Genomic DNA, 16552 nt, shown 5'->3' with positions numbered 1-16552 from the left:
TGGCCCGATAGGCCGCTTTACAGCAGGCGGCCGTCCACGCCCAGCGCGTTGTCCAGGCGTTGCAGCAAGGCCGCCAGTTGCGGCTGCGACGCGGCTTCGGCCGCCGACACGCCCGCGCCGTGGGACCTGGCCGGGGCAGCGGCCGGCGCCGGGATGCTGTGCGCCGCCTTCAGTGCATTGGCCTCCATCTCCGACAACTCGAAAGCCAGGTTCAGCGCGGCCAGCACGGCGATGCGGTCACGCGCCTTGATTTTTCCGGCGTCGCGGATCTTGCACATGGCCGCGTCGACCTTTTCGACCGCGTCGAGCAGCCTGGCCTCGCCGCCCTCGGGGCAGCCGAGCAGGTAGCTCTGGCCCATGATCTGTACGTCAAGCTGCTTCATGAATCCGATCCCACGGGTGTCCTGCCATGGGCCGGACCGGCTGCCGACATCGGCGCCGACGAATCCGGCAGGCGTTCGAGCAGGGCATCGACCCGGGCGCGGGCTGCGCTCAGGCGCGAGCGCAGCGAATCGCGTTCCTGCGTGAGTTCATGCACCTGCTCGGCGAGCAGTGCATTGGTGCGCTGCAACTCCTCGTAGCGCAAGAGGAGCCGCTCGACGCGTTCGGCAATCTGGTCGATGTGGGTGGGGTTCGACATGGCAGCGCCAATTGTAGGGTTTGCACGGTTTTGGCGCGTAGAATCTTGTCTGTTGGTGCTCGCGGTGTGGTTCACACGCTGCAGTTCAACGGGAAGCAGGAGGGAATCAAGGCCATCCGCACCGGGTCAGCCCGGGCCGATTGCGACTGGATTTTTAACCTGCGCTGCCCCCGCAACGGTAAACGGACGAATGTCGCTCCCCAGATTCAGACTCGGAGCACATTCAGCTTTCATCATCAGCCACTGAGCGTTCTGAACACGCGCTTGGGAAGGCGATGAGAGCAGTTCCGTCAGCCCGGATACCGGCCAACAAGGTGAACGCGCGCGTCTTTCATTGGACCGGGCGTTTTTAACGCTCATGCACTGGCGGGGAAGCCGGTGAGGGCCTTTTGTTGAATGTTTCTCCCCATGAAAACCTGTGTATTACATGCACGCTCCGCCGCGCTTTCGCTGGTGGTCGCTGCCGCATGGCCTGCTTTTTCCCAAACCGCTTCATCCCCGCAACTGCGGGAGACCGTGGTTACCGCGACACGCACGGCGCAGCCCCTTTCCGATCTGGTGGCCGATGTCACCGTGCTTGACCGCGCCGCCATAGAACGCAGCGGAGCTGCCGGCCTGGCCGATGTGCTGGCGCGTGTGCCCGGCATCGAGATGGCGCGCAACGGTGGCCCCGGTAGCACCACCAGCGTGTTCCTGCGCGGCGCCGAGTCACGTTTTACCGCGGTGTATATCGACGGCGTCCGGATCGATTCGCAGGCCACCGGCGGCGCGGCCTGGGAGACCATTCCGCTGAGCCAGATCGATCGCATTGAGGTCCTGCGCGGCCCGGCCGGTGCTGTCTACGGTTCCGATGCGCTGGGTGGCGTGATCCAGCTGTTCACCCGCAGGGGCGAGGGGCCGCCGGCGCCGGCGGTCGGCATCGGCTTTGGGTCCCACGGCACGCAAAAAGCCGATGCCAGCATCAGCGGCAGCAGTGGCACATTCGATTATTCGCTGGGCCTGTCCGACGAAAGCAGCAAGGGTTTCAACTCGCGCCCGATAGCGGGCCAGAATCCCGACCGGGACGGCTACGAGAGCAGGTCGGCCAACGCCCGCATCGGCTTGCAAGTCGATCCCGCCCACCGGCTGGAGGTCACGGCGCTGGCAAGCGACATGAACTCGCAATACGACAGTGCCACAAGGTTCGTCGACGAGCGCAACCTGCACAGCCTGCAGGCGCTGGGGCTGAACTGGCAGGCGCAATGGACGCAGGCCTACAGCACGAAGCTGAGCGTGACCGACTCACGCGACCGCTACGAAACCACGCCGTCGCCCTACCTGACCACCACGCAGCTGAACGGCTACCTGTTCCAGAACGAGCTTCGTCTGGGCAGTCATTTGCTGACCGCCGCGCTCGAGCGAAAAGTCGATCATCTGGAAAATGCGCCCATCAACCGCAGCCGTTCGCAGGATGCACTGGCCCTGGGTTATGGTTACCGCAGCGACCGGCACACGCTGCAGCTGAACCTGCGCAACGACCAGGACAGCGAGTTCGGCGATCACAACACCGGCAGCGCTGCCTGGGGCTTTGCCTTCACGCCTCAGTGGCGGGCCACCGCGTCGGCCGGCACCGCTTTCAGGGCACCCACGCTTTACCAGCGTTTCAGCGTCTATGGCGTGTCCAGCCTGCAACCCGAAAGCAGCCGCAACCTGGAGCTGGGTCTGCGTTATGCCGAAGGCGCCAGCAGCTTCGGCGTGGTGGTGTACCGCAACAGGGTCAATGACCTCATCACCTTCTCCACCCCGGGGCGCTGCGCGTCCGGTCTGGGCTGCTATTCCAACACGGCCCGCGCCGAATATGCCGGGGTGACTTTCTCGGGCACCCACAAACTCGGCGAGGTCAACCTGCATGCCTCGCTCGATGTACAGAACCCCCGCGATCTTTCGACCGGCAGGCAGCTCGCGCGCCGCGCCCGGCATCACGCCAGCCTGGGGGCCGACACCCACATCGCTTCATGGACAGCAGGCGCCGAGGCCCAGCTTTCGGGACGCCGCAATGACAGTGCCAGCAATACCGTGGTGCTCGCGGGTTACGGCCTGATCAACCTCCATGCCAGCACGTCGGTGGCGAAGGACTGGACCTTCCTCGCGCGGGTGGACAATCTGGCCGACAAGACCTACCAGCTTGCCAACACTTATGCGACGGCGGGGCGCAGCCTCTATGTCGGCCTGAAGTGGGCGCCGCAGTAAGCCGGCTGGAAAACACCATGTCTGCACCTTCCTGTCCTGCTGTCCTCATCGCCGCGCCGGCTTCCGGCCAGGGCAAGACCACGGTCGCCTGCGCGCTGGCGCGTCTGCACACGCGCCAGGGATGGCGTGTGCGGGTCTTCAAGTGCGGGCCGGATTTTCTGGACCCCTACTGGCTGGCCCTGGCCAGTGGCGCGCCGGTGCATCAGCTCGACTTGTGGATGACCGGCGAGGACGACTGCGCCCGGCGCCTGCAGGCCGCTGCGCAGGAGGCCGACCTCATCATTGTCGAAGGCGTGATGGGCTTGTTCGACGGGCAGCCGAGCGCGGCCGACCTGGCGCAGCGTTTCGGCCTGCCGGTGCTGGCCGTCATCGACGCCGGGTCCATGGCCGGCACGTTTGGCGCGCTGGCCTGGGGTCTGCAGCATTACCGGGACGGCCTGCGGTTTGCCGGCGTGCTCGCCAACCGGGTAGCCTCCGACAGCCATGCGCTGATGCTCGAGGACAGCCTGCGTGAGCCGGAGCACTGGCTGGGCGCCCTCATGCGCAGCAGTGTCATGACGCTGCCCGAGCGGCACCTGGGCCTGGTGATGTCCGATGAACTCGGCGACGCCATGCAGCGGCTGGACGCCGCGGCCGATGCGCTGGCCGCCACCCCGCTGGGGCAGATGAGCGGGGACGACCTGCAGGCCTGGGCGGTTCCGTTCAAGACGCCGGATCTGCCCGGGTTTCCGGCCGGTGCACTGGAGGGCCGCACGGTGGCCGTGGCGCGTGATGCGGCGTTCTGCTTCATTTACGCGGCCAATCTCGATTGCCTGCGCGCGCTGGGCGCGCGGCTGGTGTTTTTTTCGCCGCTGGCCGATGCGGCCCTGCCGGACTGCGACGCGCTCTGGCTGCCCGGCGGCTACCCCGAGCTGCATGCGCAGACCCTGGCGGCCAACCGCGCCATGAAGGACAGCCTGGCCGACCATGTGCGTGCCGGCAAGCCGGTCTGGGCGGAGTGCGGCGGCATGATGGCGCTGTTTGAGGAACTGCACACCGTCGATGGCCAGCGCCATCCGATGTGGGGTGTGTTGCCCGGCAGCGTCAGCATGCAAAAACGCCTGGCCGCGCTGGGTCCGCAGCAGCTTGGCGTGGACGGTGGAACCCTGCGCGGTCACACCTTCCACTACTCGACCTGCACCACACCGCTGCAGCCCGCCGCCCGCACCGAAGCGGCGCCGGGGCGCCAGCTGCGCGGCGAGGGCGAGGCCCTGTATGTCTCGGGTTCGGTCCGCGCCAGTTATTTTCACGCCTGGTTCGCGTCCAGCCCGGAAGCGACAGCCCGGCTTTTTTCATCGGGGCCGCAGCCATGAACTACGGCCCGCAGCGCATTGTCTGCATGACCGAGGAAACCACCGAGTGGTTGTACCTGCTCGGGGAAGAGCGCCGCATCGTCGGTATCTCCGGCTACACGGTGCGGCCGCCGCGGGCACGTGCCGAGAAGCCCCGTGTCAGCGCTTTCACCAGCGCCAAAATCGACAAGATTCTGGAGCTCAAGCCCGACTGCGTGTTCGGCTTCTCGGACCTGCAGGCCGACATTGCGGCCGAGCTGATCCGCAAGGGCGTGCAGGTCACGGTGTTCAACCAGCGCAGCATCGCGGAAATTTTCTCCATGATGTACCAGGTGGCGGCGATGGTCGGGCAGGGCGATCGCGGCCTGCAGCTGATGCAGGTGATGCAGGACAGGCTGGCCGCCATTGCCCGGGCTGCGGCCGGCCTGAAGCGGCGGCCCCGCGTGTTTTTTGAGGAGTGGGACGAGCCGCACATCAGCGCCATCGCCTGGGTTTCCGAGCTGCTGGGCGTGGCCGGTGGTGACGACTGTTTTCCCGAACTGGCCCGCATGGCCATGGGCAAGGACCGCATCATTGCCGACGGCGCGCAGATTGTCGCGCGCAACCCCGACATCATCATCGGCTCCTGGTGCGGCAAGAAGTTCCGGCCCGAAAAAGTCGCGGCCCGGCCTGGTTGGGAAAACGTCAACGCCGTCAAAAACGGCCAGCTGTTCGAGATCAAGTCGGCCGACATCCTGCAGCCCGGGCCGGCCGCGCTGACCGACGGGGTGGCGCAGTTGCACCGCATCGTTCTGGACTGGAGCCTGGCCCATGAATAAGCTGTCCCTGGCTCGCAGTGAACTGATCCTCGGCGGCCAGCGCAGCGGCAAGTCGCGCCGCGCCGAAAGGCTGGCGCAGGGCTGGCTCGCGCAGTCACCCGCGCATCGTGCGGTGCTGATCGCCACCGGCCAGCCCTGGGACGACGAGATGCGTCAACGCATCGCGCGCCACCAGCAGGACAGGGCTGAGCGGGTGCCCGGCATGTCCACGGTCGAGGAACCGCTGCAGCTTGCGCAGGCGATCACAGTGCACGGCAACGCCCAGACGCTGGTGGTGGTGGACTGCCTGACGCTGTGGCTCACCAACTGGCTCATGCCTGTCGAAGTCTTAGATAAAAATACGACTCCAGCTCAATACCCACGGGCGCAGGCAGCTATGTTTTTGGAAGCAATCGAAACTTGCCCCGGGCCGCTGGTGCTGGTCGGCAACGAGATCGGATTGGGCGTGATTCCGCTCGGGCGCGAGACTCGCGCCTTTGTCGATGCGCTGGGCCGGCTCAACCAGGAGGTGGCGCAGGCCTGTGAGCGAGTCACCCTGATGGCCGCCGGTTTGCCGCTGGTTTTGAAAGGCCCGCCATGAACATTTCTTCTTGCTCCCCCGCCCTCTGGGAGAGGGTTGGGGTGAGGGCGGCGCTGCTGCTTTTGCTGACTTTTCTGGCCGTGGCGCCAGCCCACGCCCTGCAACTGATCGACGATCGCGGTGTCAGCGTGAGTTTTGCGCAAAGCCCGCAGCGCATTGTCAGCCTGCTGCCTTCGCTGACTGAAAGTGTCTGCGCGATGGAGCAATGCCAGCGCCTGGTCGGCGTGGACCGGTATTCGAATTACCCCGCCAGCGTGCGCAGCCTGCCGGTGCTGGGCGGCGGGCTGGACCCCAACATCGAAGGCATCGTGGCGCTCAAGCCCGACGTGGTGCTGCTGGCCACGTCGTCACGCGCCAGCCAGCGCCTGGAGTCGCTGGGCATCAAGGTGGTTGCGCTGGAGCCCAAGAGCCATGCCGACGTCCGCCGCGTGCTCGGGAAAATTGGTGTCCTGCTCGACATTCCCGAGGCCGCCGGTGCTGGACGGTTGTGGCGCACCATCGACGCCAGCGTCGAGGCGGCGGCGCAGTCGCTGTCGCCCCGGGCCAAACGCGCGCGGGTGTATTTTGAAGTCAACCGCGGGCCGTATGCCGCCGGCGAGTCCTCCTTCATCGGCGAAACGCTCACCCGCCTCGGTGTCAAAAACGTGGTGCCGGCGTCGCTGGGCCCCTTCCCGCGGCTCAACCCCGAGTTCGTCGTGCGTGCCAACCCCGACGTCATCATGGCCGGCAACCGCAGCATGCAGGGCATGGCGTCTTATCCCGGCTGGGGCAGCATCAAGGCCGTGAAGGAGCGGCGCATCTGCTCGTTTGGTGTGGACGAGTCCGACGTGGTCGTGCGTCCGGGCCCGCGCATGGCCGAGGCGGCCCGCCTGATGGCCCGCTGCCTCGAGGACAAGGCGCCGGACGCACCATGAGCCCGGGTTTTCCCAACCAGCACCGCCAGGCCCTGTGGCTGGCCATCGGCCTGCTGCTGGCCAGCGCGGCCCTGCTGCTGTTGGGTGTCAGTGTGGGCAGCACCGGCGTCGAGAGTGTGCGCAGCATGTGGCATGACGCACAGGCCCTGCAGATCGTGCGCGAGATCCGGCTGCCGCGAACGGTGGGGGCCTGGCTGGCCGGGGCCTTGCTGGGCCTGGCCGGCGCGGTGGCGCAAGGCCTGTTTCGCAACCCGCTGGCCGACCCCTACCTGCTGGGCAGCGCCTCGGGTGCGTCGCTGGGCGTGGCCAGTGCGATGGCGCTGTTCGGCGTGTCGCCCCTGGCCATGCACTGGCTCGCGCGCATCGGGCTCACCGGCGCGGCCTTTGTCGGCGCCGTGCTGGCCGTGCTGCTGACCCTGCTGCTGGCCAAGGGTGTGCAGCACACGCTGCGCCTGCTGCTGGCCGGCGTGATTGTCGGCGTGGTGCTGGGCGCCTTCACCTCGCTGATTTTGCTGCTCACGCCCGAGATCATGCAGGCCATGCAGTCCTTCATGCTGGGCAGCACCGGTTTTGTCGGCTGGACCGCCTGCGCCGTGATGGCGGCGGTGCTCGCCTTCAGCGTGCTGGCCGCCTGGATGATGAGCCATGTGCTCGATGGCCTGGCGCTGGGCGAAGCCACCGCGCAAAGCCTGGGCCTGCGCCTGCCGCAGATGCGGGTGGCGCTGGTGGCGGTGCTGGCGCTCGCCACCGGCACCGCCGTGGCACAGACCGGGCTGATCGCCTTTGTCGGCCTGGCCGCACCGCACCTGGTGCGCTCCGTCGTAAAGACCACCCACGGCCGGCTGATTGTGCTGGCTGCCTTGATGGGCGCGGTGCTGCTGACGGCCGCCGACATCCTGGCGCGCTGGCTGGTGGCGCCGCAGGAACTGCCGGTGGGCGTGCTGACGGCGGTGCTGGGCGGCGGCTACCTGCTCTGGCTGATGCACCGGCACACCGGACGGGGGGCGGGGCTGTGATGCCAAACAGCTCTTCAGTTGCTATGGATTCAGTAGCTATAAACGCCCGCGCCATCAGGGCCAGCCTCGGACATGTCGAGGTCCTGCACGACATCTCGTTGGCGCTGCCGGCCGCGCGCTGGACCAGCATCGTCGGCCCCAACGGCGCCGGCAAGTCCACCCTGCTCAAGGTGCTGGCCGGCCTGCTGCCGCACCATGGCGAAGTCGCCTTGCTGGGCCAGCCGCTGGCCCGCCTGCGGGGTCGCCAGCGTGCGCAGCAGCTGTCCTGGCTGGGCCAGAACGAAAGTTCGGCCGACGACCTGACGGCTTACGACGTGGCCATGCTGGGCCGCCTGCCGCACCAGGCCTGGCTGGCGCCGCCCAGCGCCGCCGACCATGCCGCCGTCGAACGCGCCCTGCGTGCCACGCAGGCCTGGGACTGGCGCGCACGCGCCCTCGGCCAGCTCTCGGGCGGCGAGCGCCAGCGCGTGTTGCTCGCGCGTGCGCTGGCGGTGGAGGCGCAGGTGCTGCTGATGGACGAGCCGCTGGCCAACCTCGACCCGCCGCACCAGACCGACTGGCTGCTGATGGTGCGTGCGCTGGTGGCCGACGGCAAAACCGTCATCAGCGTGCTGCATGAAATCTCGTTTGCACTGCAGGCCGATGAGCTGGTGCTGATGGACCAGGGCCGCATCGTTCACCAGGGCGCCTGCGGCGACGCGGCCACGCATCGCGCGCTCGAAGCGGTGTTTGACCAGCGCATCGCCGTGCACCAGCTGGCCGGCCAGTGGCTGGCCGTGCCGAAGATATAACCAAGAGAAGACCGTCCATGCACATCGAAACACCCCCGACCGACAAGCCTTACGACAAGCCCGAGGGCGAACGCCGCGGCCTGCTGATCGTCAACACCGGCGACGGCAAAGGCAAAAGCACGGCCGCATTTGGCCTGGCGCTGCGCGCGCATGGCCGCCACCATGTGCATGGCAAGTCCGTGAAGATTTTCCAGTTCATGAAAGTGCCGAGCGCACGTTTCGGCGAGCACCGCATGTTCGAGCAACTGGGCATTCCGATCGAAGGCCTGGGTGACGGCTTCAGCTGGAAAAGCCAGGACCTGGAGCATTCGGCCCAGCTGGCGCGCACCGGCTGGGAAAAAGCCAAAGCGGCCATTTTGAGCGGCGACAACTTCATGGTGGTGCTCGACGAGCTGACCTACCCGCTGATCTACGGCTGGATGCCGCTGGCCGATGTGCTGCAGACCCTGAAGGACAGGCCGAAAGACGTGCATGTGGTCATCACTGGCCGGCGCTGCCCGCCCGAAATCATCGAACTGGCCGACACCGTGACCGAGATGAGCAAGGTCAAACACGCCTTCAACGCTGGCATACCAGCGCAGCGCGGCATCGAAGACTGAAGATGCTGCTGGCCTGGGACAGTTTTCAGGCGGTGCAGAGCCTGGCCGCGCTGGCAGCCTGCGTGGCATGGGTGCTGGCCTTCGTGCTGGTATTGCTGCTGGCCCTGTGGATTGACGCGCGCTGGGGCGAGCCGCGCGCCGCCTGGCACCCGGTGGTGGCGATGGGGCGTTACCTCGAGGCTTGCGGACCTGTCGTTTCTTCCTTGCCGCCAGCGCCGGCCTTTGTGTCCGGTGCCCTGGCCTGGTGGCTGGGCGTGGGGGTGGTGGGCGCACTGGCCTGGGGGCTGCAGGCGCTGGCCCTCGCGCAGCTCGCCCGCCTCGTCGCAGCGCCCGGTCCGGAAACAGCGCTAGCCGCGTTGCTGGTGGTGGTACTGATGGGCTGGGTGCTCAAGACCCTGCTGTCCTGGCGCATGCTGCACGACGAGGTCGGCGCGGTCGAGGCCGCGCTGCAGCAATCGCTGGCGGCCGGGCGCGAGCGCCTGTCCTGGCTGGTCAGCCGCGACACCGCGCTGCTCAGCGAAAGCGAGGTGCGGGAAAGCGCGATCGAGTCACTCGCCGAAAACCTCAACGACTCGGTGGTGGCGCCGATTTTCTGGTTTGTGCTGTTCGGCCTGCCCGGCGCCGCCATCTACCGTTTCGCCAACACCGCCGATGCGATGTGGGGTTACCGCGGCATACATCGCGGCCGGCACTGGGAGTGGGCCGGCAAGTGGGCGGCGCGTGCCGACGACGTCTTGTCCTGGCTGCCGGCGCGCCTGACGGCCTGGCTGCTGGCCGGGGTGGCGCGTGGCCTGCCGACCGGTGCGTTGCGCCGGGAAGCTGCGAAGACGCCTTCGCCCAACAGCGGCTGGCCGATGGCGGCCATGGCTCTGGCCCTCGGGGTCAGCCTGCGCAAACCCGGCATCTACATACTCAACGCGGCGGGGCGGCCACCGCTGCCCGAAGACACCGCCCTGGCCCAGCGTTACGCATCAAAAACGGTGTTTGCCCTTTTGCTGTCTGCGAAGACAGCTATCTTTCTGATAGCGATCGGAGTGGCATGGACGCTGACCCCATGAGTCACGTCGCGCCGGTTTTCACGCGGGTGCACGGCGGCCCCGACGCTGCCGGTGTGCCGCTGTTTGATTTTTCGACCAACAGCCACGCCTGCGGCCCGTGCCCAGCGGCGCTGGCGGCGGTGCAGCAGGCCGACGCGAGCCGCTACCCCGATGCCGGATACGTCGCCTTGCGCCGGCAGCTCGCTGCCTTCCACGGGGTTGACGTGCAGCGTGTGCTGCTGGCGGCCAGCGCCAGCGAGTTCATCTTTCGCATCACCGCGCTGGCGGTGCAGCGCGGCGCCAAGGCGGTCTGGTTGCCGCCACACAGTTATGGCGACTACGCGCAGGCTGCGCAGGCGTGGAAGCTGTCGGTGGCCGCGCATGCGCAACACGCGCAACTGCGCTGGGCCTGCGACCCCTCCAGCCCGCTGGGTGCGGCGCATCCAGCCCTTGATCAACTGGCCGATCCGTCGGCATTGTGTGTGCTGGACCGCGCCTACGAACCGCTGCGGCTTGAAGGCACCCTGGCGCTGTCCGACGCGGCACTGCAAAATTTCTGGCAACTCTGGACACCGAACAAGGCGCTGGGCCTGACCGGCGTGCGTGCCGCCTATGTGATCGCGCCACCCCATGCCGGCGATGTTTTGGTGCAACTCGACCAGCTGGCGCCGTCATGGCCGGTCGGTGCGCATGGCGTGGCCATGCTGCAGGCCTGGACCACGCCCGAGGTGCAAGCCTGGCTGGCCGCCAGCCTGGCCACGTTGCGCGAATGGAAAGCCCGGCAGATCGCGCTGTGCGAAGTCATGGGATGGACTTGTCTGCCCAGCGCCGCGAATTTTTTCTGCGCGCGGCCGCTGCTACCGCACGGCATGCCTCTGCAGCAGCTGCTGGCCGAACTGCGGGGGCAGGGCATCAAGCTGCGCGACACCACGTCCTTCGGTTTGCCGGGGCAGGTACGCATGGGCGTGTTGGCGCCGGCGGCACAGGACGCATTGCACAATGCGTGGCAACACATCATCAGGAAAGCAACATGACGGCCAGAAGCGTGATGGTTCTGGGTACCACCAGCGGTGCCGGCAAAAGCTGGCTGACCACCGCGCTGTGCCGCTACTACGCCAGGCAGGGCCTGAAGGTCGCGCCCTTCAAGGCGCAGAACATGAGCAACAACGCCAGGGTAGTGGCCCCCACGCTCCGCACTGGCGTGTCGTCGCTGCCCCCCGAGGGGGCTAATTTTCCTTGGGGCGCCCCGGCGGAAAATTGGTCTGCCGGTGGCGAGATCGGCAGCGCGCAATATTTTCAAGCGCTGGCGGCAAAAGCGGTCCCTGAAGTCCGCATGAACCCGCTGCTGCTCAAGCCCGAAAAAGACACGCACAGCCAGGTGATCCTGATGGGCCAGGTCAACGCCGAACTGTCGCGCATGGCCTGGCGCGGCCGCAGCGCCTCGGTCTGGCCGGTCATCGCGCAGGCCCTCGACGAGCTGCTGGAAGAAAACGACGTCGTCGTGATTGAAGGCGCGGGTTCGCCGGCCGAGATCAACCTCAAGGACAGCGACATCGTCAACATGCGGGTCGCGCAACACGCCAATGCGGCCTGCCTGCTGGTCACCGACATCGACCGCGGCGGCGCCTTTGCGCACCTCTACGGCACCTGGGCCATGCTCGACGAAGCGGAGCGCCGGCTGATCAGGGGGTTCGTGCTCAACAAGTTCCGCGGCGACGCCAGCCTGCTCGCCCCCGGCCCGCAGATGCTGCAGGACCTGACCGGCGTGCCCACGGTGGCGACCTTGCCGATGTGGTGGCAACACGGCCTGCCCGAGGAAGACGGTGTCTTCGACGACAGAAGCCAGGCCACCGGCCACGTGACCCGAACGGTGGCGGTGATTGCCTACCCGCGCATCAGCAACCTCGACGAATTCCAGCCGCTCAAGAATGTGCCGGGCATCCGCCTGAAGTGGGTGCGCAGTCCGGGCGAGCTGGCGGGTCTTGCGGCCTCCGACTGGATCATCCTGCCCGGCTCCAAACACACGAGTGGCGACCTGGCCTGGCTGCGCGATCGGGGGCTGGACAGTGCGATTGCCGCGCACGCCGGGCGCGGCGGGGCGGTGCTCGGCATTTGCGGCGGACTGCAGATGCTGGGCGAAGCGCTGATCGATCCGCACGGCATCGACGGCAACGGACCCGGCCTGGGACTGCTGCCGGTGGTCACGCTGTTCGAAGCCGACAAGACCGTGCAGCACCGGCGGGCGCGTTTTGCGTCGGTTGCCGGGCCCTGGGCGGCCTTGTCGGGTGTGGAGGTGCAGGGCTACGAAATCCATCACGGACAGACCGCGCCGCACAGCGCCATGGCCGCGGCTGGCGATGTGGCGCACGCCGTGCTGCCCGCTGGGCTGGCCTGGCAAAACGGCAGCGGCCATGTACTGGGCGTCTACCTGCACGGACTGTTTGAAGACCCGGCCGTGTTGCAAGCGCTGTTCGGGGCCAGCACGCCGACGCTGGAGTCGGTGTTTGAGGGGCTGGCCGACTACATCGGGCGGAATTTCGACGCGGGGGTGCTGGACGCGCTGATCGCGCCCGGGCGCGCCGCCTGACAGGCCGCTGCGCGGCTTATAGTTGGACCAGCTGCGGTGCACCGCCTTCCCCCACTTTTCGGCGGGGTGATGGCGCCCGCTTTTTCCCAACAAGCGTTTGAAGGGTAACCGTGCTCACTGTGGTCCTGGCCAATATTGCCGTCGTGTCCATCGCCGTGATCATTCACTACGAATGCCTGCTGCGGCTGACCTTGCTGCTCGCCCGGGTGAAGATCCGGCATCGCCTGCGCATCCTGCTGGGCGTCGGCGGTGCGCTGCTGGCCCACGCGGTGGAGGTCTGGGTGTTTGCCTTCGCCTACTATTTCATTCATCACGCCGAGACATGGGGCGGCCTGACGGGAAACTTCAATGGCAGCCTGATGGACTGCGTGTATTTTTCCTTCACGACCTTCACCACGCTGGGTTTCGGCGACATCCAGCCCACCGGTGACCTGCGCTTCCTGACGGGCATCGAGTCCTTGACCGGGCTGGTGCTGATCACCTGGACGGCGTCCTTTTTGTTTGTCGAGATGCAGAAGTTCTGGAACGGGAAGTAGTTCCCGAAGGTGCGCCTGCGGGGCAAAGGGTTGTCTTCCTGGCGCACTGCCTCTGGCGAAAGGCTTTTTCCCGAGCTTTGCAACCAAGGCGACATTTGTTATCGTCCTTTTTTCGGGGAGGGAATTTATGTTTGAAAAAGTTGCGGGTTTTGCCTGTTTTATGGCGGTCGCCATCGCAGGGGCACTCCCCGTTTCCGCATTTGCGCAGCCTGCCGAATGGTTCAGAACCAAGGTGGCCGATTATCCCAATCTGGTGTTTCCCGCAGCGGCCACTGAATGGAGCGTCCCCAGCGCTACCGGAAACAACATTTTCAAGCCTGCGGGGCCCGGTACGTTTCCTGCGGTTGTCGTTGCGCATACCTGCGGCGGGATTGAACCCCATATCTATGAACGCGCCAAGGAAATTCTTGACGCTGGTTATATCGTCCTGGTGCTGGACTCTTACACCTCAAGAAACCATTTCACTTTCTGCAAGCCAGCGGGCGTGAATGCCACGCGGGTCTACAAGGACACCTTCGACGCATTGGCGCATCTCAAAGGCATGCCTGAGGTTGACCCGTCCAGGGTTTACCTGGTGGGATTTTCCCTCGGGAGTTTTGCCGCCGCCGTTGCCGGCAGCCCCGAGGTGGCTTCCATGCTTCAGGTGAAACACCGCTTCAATGCTTCCGTGGGCTGGTACGGCGCCTGCACTTTCAAGCCCAGCGCGTTCCATCCCGCCTGGAATCTATTGCGGACCGATACCGACAAGCCGGTGCTGCTGCTCATGGCGGCGGGTGACAGCGAAACGCCGATCAAAGACTGCTTCCCCAGACTGGATGAAATGAAGGCAGCGGGCAAACCTGTTTCCTGGCACGTCTATCCCGACGCCACGCATGCCTGGGACAAAAGCAACGCGAGGCGCGGTTATGTGAGAAGCAGCTCAGTCACCGCCGACGCCATGCGACGCACGCTCGACTTCTTGAAAGCGAACTAGAAACGTTGGCGCGGCTTGAGGGCGGGGATTGCAGTGGGCCTTGAAACAGCCTGGTCTGGCTACAATGCTGGTTATTTATACAGCCCGGCATTCACCACGCCTTTTCCCCATGAGCACTCCCGGCAACCAGGACGACAAGCGCTATGTTGTCGCCGTGCGTGCGCTGTGTGAATTCACGGCCAAACTCGGCGACCTCGATGTGCGCTTCACGCCCTCGCCGTCGGCCCTCGAAGGCATGGCGGGCCACCGCATGGTGGCGATGCGCCGGCCGGCGCATTACCAGACCGAAGTCAGCCTGAGCGGCGTCTACAAAGACTTGCTGGTGCGCGGCCGCGCTGACGGCTACGACCCCGAACTCGGCCAGCTCGAAGAGGTCAAGACCTTCCGCGGCGATCTGGAGGCCATGCGCGCCAACCACCGGCATCTGCACTGGGCGCAGCTCAAGGTCTACGGTCACCTGCTCTGCCAGAAGGAAGGCTTGGCCCAGGTCAAGCTGGCGCTGGTGTATTTCAACATCGCCACGCAGGATGAAACCCTGCTGACCGAAGCCTTCAGCGCCGCCGAGCTGGAAGTTTTTTTTGAAGAACAGTGCGACCATTTTCTCGACTGGGCCCGCCAGGAGATGGCCCACCGCGCCGCGCGCAACGAAGCGCTGCAGACCCTGGTTTTTCCGCACGAGAGTTTTCGCCCCGGCCAGCGCGATTTGGCCGAAGCGGTCTACAAGTCGGCCAGCAGCGGGCGCTGCCTGATGGCGCAGGCGCCCACCGGCATCGGCAAAACCGTGGGCACGCTGTTTCCGCTGCTCAAGGCCTGTCCGACGCAGCAGCTCGACAAGGTGTTTTTCCTTGCGGCCAAGACGCCGGGCCGCCAGCTGGCGCTGGACGCCGTGGCCCGCATCCAGCGCAGCGCGCCGGCGCTGCCGCTGCGTGTGCTGGAACTGGTGGCCAAGGGCAAGGCCTGCGAACACCCGGACAAGGCCTGCCACGGCGACGCCTGCCCGCTGGCCAAGGGCTTTTACGACCGCCTGCCGGCCGCGCGGCGTGCTGCCGTGGCTGTGGTCGGCCCGCTCGACAAGGGCGCACTGCGCGAGGTGGCGCTGGCGCACGGGGTCTGCCCGTATTACCTCGGCCAGGACCTGCTGCACTGGAGCGATGTGGTCATCGGCGACTACAACTACTACTTCGACATCAACGCCATGCTGTACGCGCAGACGCTGGCCAACCAGTGGCGCGTCAGCGTGCTGGTCGACGAGGCGCACAACCTGGTCGAGCGCGCGCGCAAGATGTATTCGGCCGAGCTGGACCCGGCACGCCTCGCGTTGGCGCGGCAGGGTGCGCCGGTGGCCATCAAACGTGTGCTGGACCGCCTGCAGCGCAGCTGGTACGAGCTGCACCAGGACCAGGCCGAGGCCTACCAGGTGTACGACGAGGTGCCGCAGGCCTTTCGCGGCGCGCTGCAGCAGACGGCCAGCGCCATCCTGGACCACCTGGCCGACCATCCGGCCGGCATAGACGGCAGGCTGCAGGACTTTTTCTTCGAGGTGCTGCATTTCTCGCGCATGGCCGAGCTGCTCGATACCCATTCGCTGTTCGACATCACCGACGCTGCGGGCAGTGGGGGCGGTGCCGTCTTGTGCCTGCGCAACGTCGTGCCGGCGGGTTTTCTGTCGCAGAGGTTTGCGGCGGCACGTTCGGCGGCGCTGTTCTCGGCCACCCTGAGCCCGGCGCACTACTACAGCGACATGCTGGGCCTGCCCGGGGACACGGCCTGGATTGATGTGGCCTCGCCGTTCCGGGCCGAGCAGTTGTCGGTGCAGGTGGTGGACGACGTGTCCACGCGTTTCCAGCATCGCGGGCATTCGCTGTCACCCATGGTCGACCTGATGGCCCGGCAATACGCGGCGGCGCCCGGCAACTACCTGAGTTTTGTCAGCAGCTTCGACTACCTGCAGCAACTGGCCGAGTTGTTCAAGGCGCGTTACCCGGCCATTCCGGTCTGGGAGCAGTCGCGCGGCATGGAGGAAAGCGCCAAGCGCGGCTTTCTCGAACGCTTCACGACCGAGACGCATGGCATCGGGTTTGCCGTGCTCGGCGGCGCGTTTGCCGAGGGCATCGACCTGCCGGGCAAACGCCTGATCGGCGCCTTCATTGCCACGCTGGGGCTGCCGCAGATCAACCCCGTGACGGAGCAGATCCGCCAGCGCATGGAGGCCAGTTTCGGCAAGGGTTACGACTACACCTACCTCTACCCCGGCCTGCAGAAGGTGGTGCAGGCCGCGGGCCGCGTGATCCGCACCGAGTCCGACAGCGGCGTGGTTTACCTGATTGACGACCGTTATGCGCAGGCGCAGGTGCGCGAGCTGTTTCCGGGCTGGTGGAAGGTCGGCTACCAGCAAGCGCGTTTGCCGCCGCAGCGCGCCGCGTGAGTCGGCTGCTCAAAAAATTTCAATAAAAAATGCCTGTAGCCCAGCAGGGGCGGGCGCAGCCAGCTATGAAATGTAT

General features: G+C 66.3%; 16 protein-coding genes and 1 riboswitch. Of the genes, 14 read left to right on the top strand and 2 right to left on the bottom strand.

What is annotated here, in order from left to right:
• Window positions 1-17: 17 nt before the first annotated feature.
• Complete coding sequence (locus B7X65_RS12760; RefSeq protein ID WP_293594685.1) at window positions 18-383, bottom strand: cell division protein ZapA; 366 nt, start codon at window positions 381-383, stop codon at window positions 18-20.
• Window positions 380-640, bottom strand: a complete 261-nt coding sequence (locus tag B7X65_RS12755) for a cell division protein ZapB (protein ID WP_293594684.1) — start codon at window positions 638-640, stop codon at window positions 380-382. Before B7X65_RS12755 ends, B7X65_RS12760 begins: the two co-directional genes overlap by 4 nt.
• 36 nt (window positions 641-676) lie before the next feature.
• Window positions 677-966, top strand: a riboswitch (cobalamin riboswitch).
• An 82-nt stretch (window positions 967-1048) separates the two neighbouring features.
• Between B7X65_RS12755 and B7X65_RS12750 the strand changes: the two genes are divergently transcribed.
• The 14 genes from B7X65_RS12750 to B7X65_RS12685 all read left to right on the top strand — a co-directional run bounded on the left by B7X65_RS12750 (window position 1049) and on the right by B7X65_RS12685 (window position 16476).
• On the top strand, window positions 1049-2869 hold the full coding sequence (locus tag B7X65_RS12750; RefSeq protein WP_293594683.1) for a TonB-dependent receptor: 1821 nt from the start codon (window positions 1049-1051) through the stop codon (window positions 2867-2869).
• A 17-nt stretch (window positions 2870-2886) separates the two neighbouring features.
• A complete protein-coding gene (locus B7X65_RS12745; RefSeq protein ID WP_293594682.1) occupies window positions 2887-4221 on the top strand; it encodes a cobyrinate a,c-diamide synthase in 1335 nt (444 codons plus the stop codon).
• Window positions 4218-5018: a cobalamin-binding protein gene (locus B7X65_RS12740; RefSeq protein ID WP_293594681.1), complete on the top strand. Its 801-nt coding sequence runs from the start codon at window positions 4218-4220 to the stop codon at window positions 5016-5018. Before B7X65_RS12745 ends, B7X65_RS12740 begins: the two co-directional genes overlap by 4 nt.
• Window positions 5011-5598, top strand: coding sequence for a bifunctional adenosylcobinamide kinase/adenosylcobinamide-phosphate guanylyltransferase (cobU, locus tag B7X65_RS12735; RefSeq protein ID WP_293594680.1), 588 nt, complete (start codon window positions 5011-5013; stop codon window positions 5596-5598). The genes B7X65_RS12740 and cobU overlap by 8 nt, the downstream gene beginning before the upstream one ends.
• Window positions 5595-6512 carry an ABC transporter substrate-binding protein gene (locus tag B7X65_RS12730; protein ID WP_293594679.1) on the top strand — a complete coding sequence of 306 codons (918 nt, stop codon included), beginning with the start codon at window positions 5595-5597 and terminating at the stop codon, window positions 6510-6512. The genes cobU and B7X65_RS12730 overlap by 4 nt, the downstream gene beginning before the upstream one ends.
• Window positions 6509-7528, top strand: coding sequence for an iron ABC transporter permease (locus B7X65_RS12725; RefSeq protein WP_293594678.1), 1020 nt, complete (start codon window positions 6509-6511; stop codon window positions 7526-7528). The genes B7X65_RS12730 and B7X65_RS12725 overlap by 4 nt, the downstream gene beginning before the upstream one ends.
• A 23-nt stretch (window positions 7529-7551) precedes the next feature.
• Complete coding sequence (locus B7X65_RS12720) at window positions 7552-8319, top strand: ABC transporter ATP-binding protein (protein ID WP_293594677.1); 768 nt, start codon at window positions 7552-7554, stop codon at window positions 8317-8319.
• Between the two features lie 17 nt (window positions 8320-8336).
• Window positions 8337-8918, top strand: coding sequence for a cob(I)yrinic acid a,c-diamide adenosyltransferase (gene cobO / locus B7X65_RS12715; RefSeq protein WP_293594676.1), 582 nt, complete (start codon window positions 8337-8339; stop codon window positions 8916-8918).
• A 2-nt stretch (window positions 8919-8920) separates the two neighbouring features.
• Window positions 8921-9976: an adenosylcobinamide-phosphate synthase CbiB gene (gene cbiB, locus B7X65_RS12710; RefSeq protein ID WP_293594675.1), complete on the top strand. Its 1056-nt coding sequence runs from the start codon at window positions 8921-8923 to the stop codon at window positions 9974-9976.
• On the top strand, window positions 9958-10989 hold the full coding sequence (locus tag B7X65_RS12705; RefSeq protein WP_293594674.1) for an aminotransferase class I/II-fold pyridoxal phosphate-dependent enzyme: 1032 nt from the start codon (window positions 9958-9960) through the stop codon (window positions 10987-10989). The genes cbiB and B7X65_RS12705 overlap by 19 nt, the downstream gene beginning before the upstream one ends.
• Window positions 10986-12542 carry a cobyric acid synthase gene (locus B7X65_RS12700; RefSeq protein WP_293594673.1) on the top strand — a complete coding sequence of 519 codons (1557 nt, stop codon included), beginning with the start codon at window positions 10986-10988 and terminating at the stop codon, window positions 12540-12542. Before B7X65_RS12705 ends, B7X65_RS12700 begins: the two co-directional genes overlap by 4 nt.
• Window positions 12543-12652: 110 nt before the next feature.
• Entirely contained in the window at window positions 12653-13078 is a 426-nt protein-coding gene (locus B7X65_RS12695; protein ID WP_293594672.1) for a potassium channel family protein, read from the top strand.
• A gap of 127 nt (window positions 13079-13205) precedes the next feature.
• Complete coding sequence (locus tag B7X65_RS12690) at window positions 13206-14051, top strand: dienelactone hydrolase family protein (protein ID WP_293594671.1); 846 nt, start codon at window positions 13206-13208, stop codon at window positions 14049-14051.
• 109 nt (window positions 14052-14160) lie between these two features.
• A complete protein-coding gene (locus tag B7X65_RS12685; RefSeq protein ID WP_293594670.1) occupies window positions 14161-16476 on the top strand; it encodes an ATP-dependent DNA helicase in 2316 nt (771 codons plus the stop codon).
• Window positions 16477-16552: the final 76 nt, after the last annotated feature.

Source organism: Polaromonas sp. 39-63-25, from assembly GCF_002278925.1.
Lineage (GTDB): Bacteria > Pseudomonadota > Gammaproteobacteria > Burkholderiales > Burkholderiaceae_C > Polaromonas.
This window is presented reverse-complemented; position numbering and strand designations above follow the sequence as displayed.

Coding starts and splice junctions, on each gene's coding strand:
- cbiB (WP_293594675.1), top strand. CDS start 8,921: ATGCTGCTGGCCTGGGACAGTTTTCAGGCGGTGCAGAGCCTGGCCGCG.
- B7X65_RS12745 (WP_293594682.1), top strand. CDS start 2,887: ATGTCTGCACCTTCCTGTCCTGCTGTCCTCATCGCCGCGCCGGCTTCC.
- cobO (WP_293594676.1), top strand. CDS start 8,337: ATGCACATCGAAACACCCCCGACCGACAAGCCTTACGACAAGCCCGAG.
- B7X65_RS12755 (WP_293594684.1), bottom strand. CDS start 640: ATGTCGAACCCCACCCACATCGACCAGATTGCCGAACGCGTCGAGCGG.
- B7X65_RS12685 (WP_293594670.1), top strand. CDS start 14,161: ATGAGCACTCCCGGCAACCAGGACGACAAGCGCTATGTTGTCGCCGTG.
- B7X65_RS12730 (WP_293594679.1), top strand. CDS start 5,595: ATGAACATTTCTTCTTGCTCCCCCGCCCTCTGGGAGAGGGTTGGGGTG.
- B7X65_RS12720 (WP_293594677.1), top strand. CDS start 7,552: ATGGATTCAGTAGCTATAAACGCCCGCGCCATCAGGGCCAGCCTCGGA.
- B7X65_RS12740 (WP_293594681.1), top strand. CDS start 4,218: ATGAACTACGGCCCGCAGCGCATTGTCTGCATGACCGAGGAAACCACC.
- B7X65_RS12750 (WP_293594683.1), top strand. CDS start 1,049: ATGAAAACCTGTGTATTACATGCACGCTCCGCCGCGCTTTCGCTGGTG.
- B7X65_RS12760 (WP_293594685.1), bottom strand. CDS start 383: ATGAAGCAGCTTGACGTACAGATCATGGGCCAGAGCTACCTGCTCGGC.
- cobU (WP_293594680.1), top strand. CDS start 5,011: ATGAATAAGCTGTCCCTGGCTCGCAGTGAACTGATCCTCGGCGGCCAG.
- B7X65_RS12705 (WP_293594674.1), top strand. CDS start 9,958: ATGGACGCTGACCCCATGAGTCACGTCGCGCCGGTTTTCACGCGGGTG.
- B7X65_RS12690 (WP_293594671.1), top strand. CDS start 13,206: ATGTTTGAAAAAGTTGCGGGTTTTGCCTGTTTTATGGCGGTCGCCATC.
- B7X65_RS12700 (WP_293594673.1), top strand. CDS start 10,986: ATGACGGCCAGAAGCGTGATGGTTCTGGGTACCACCAGCGGTGCCGGC.
- B7X65_RS12725 (WP_293594678.1), top strand. CDS start 6,509: ATGAGCCCGGGTTTTCCCAACCAGCACCGCCAGGCCCTGTGGCTGGCC.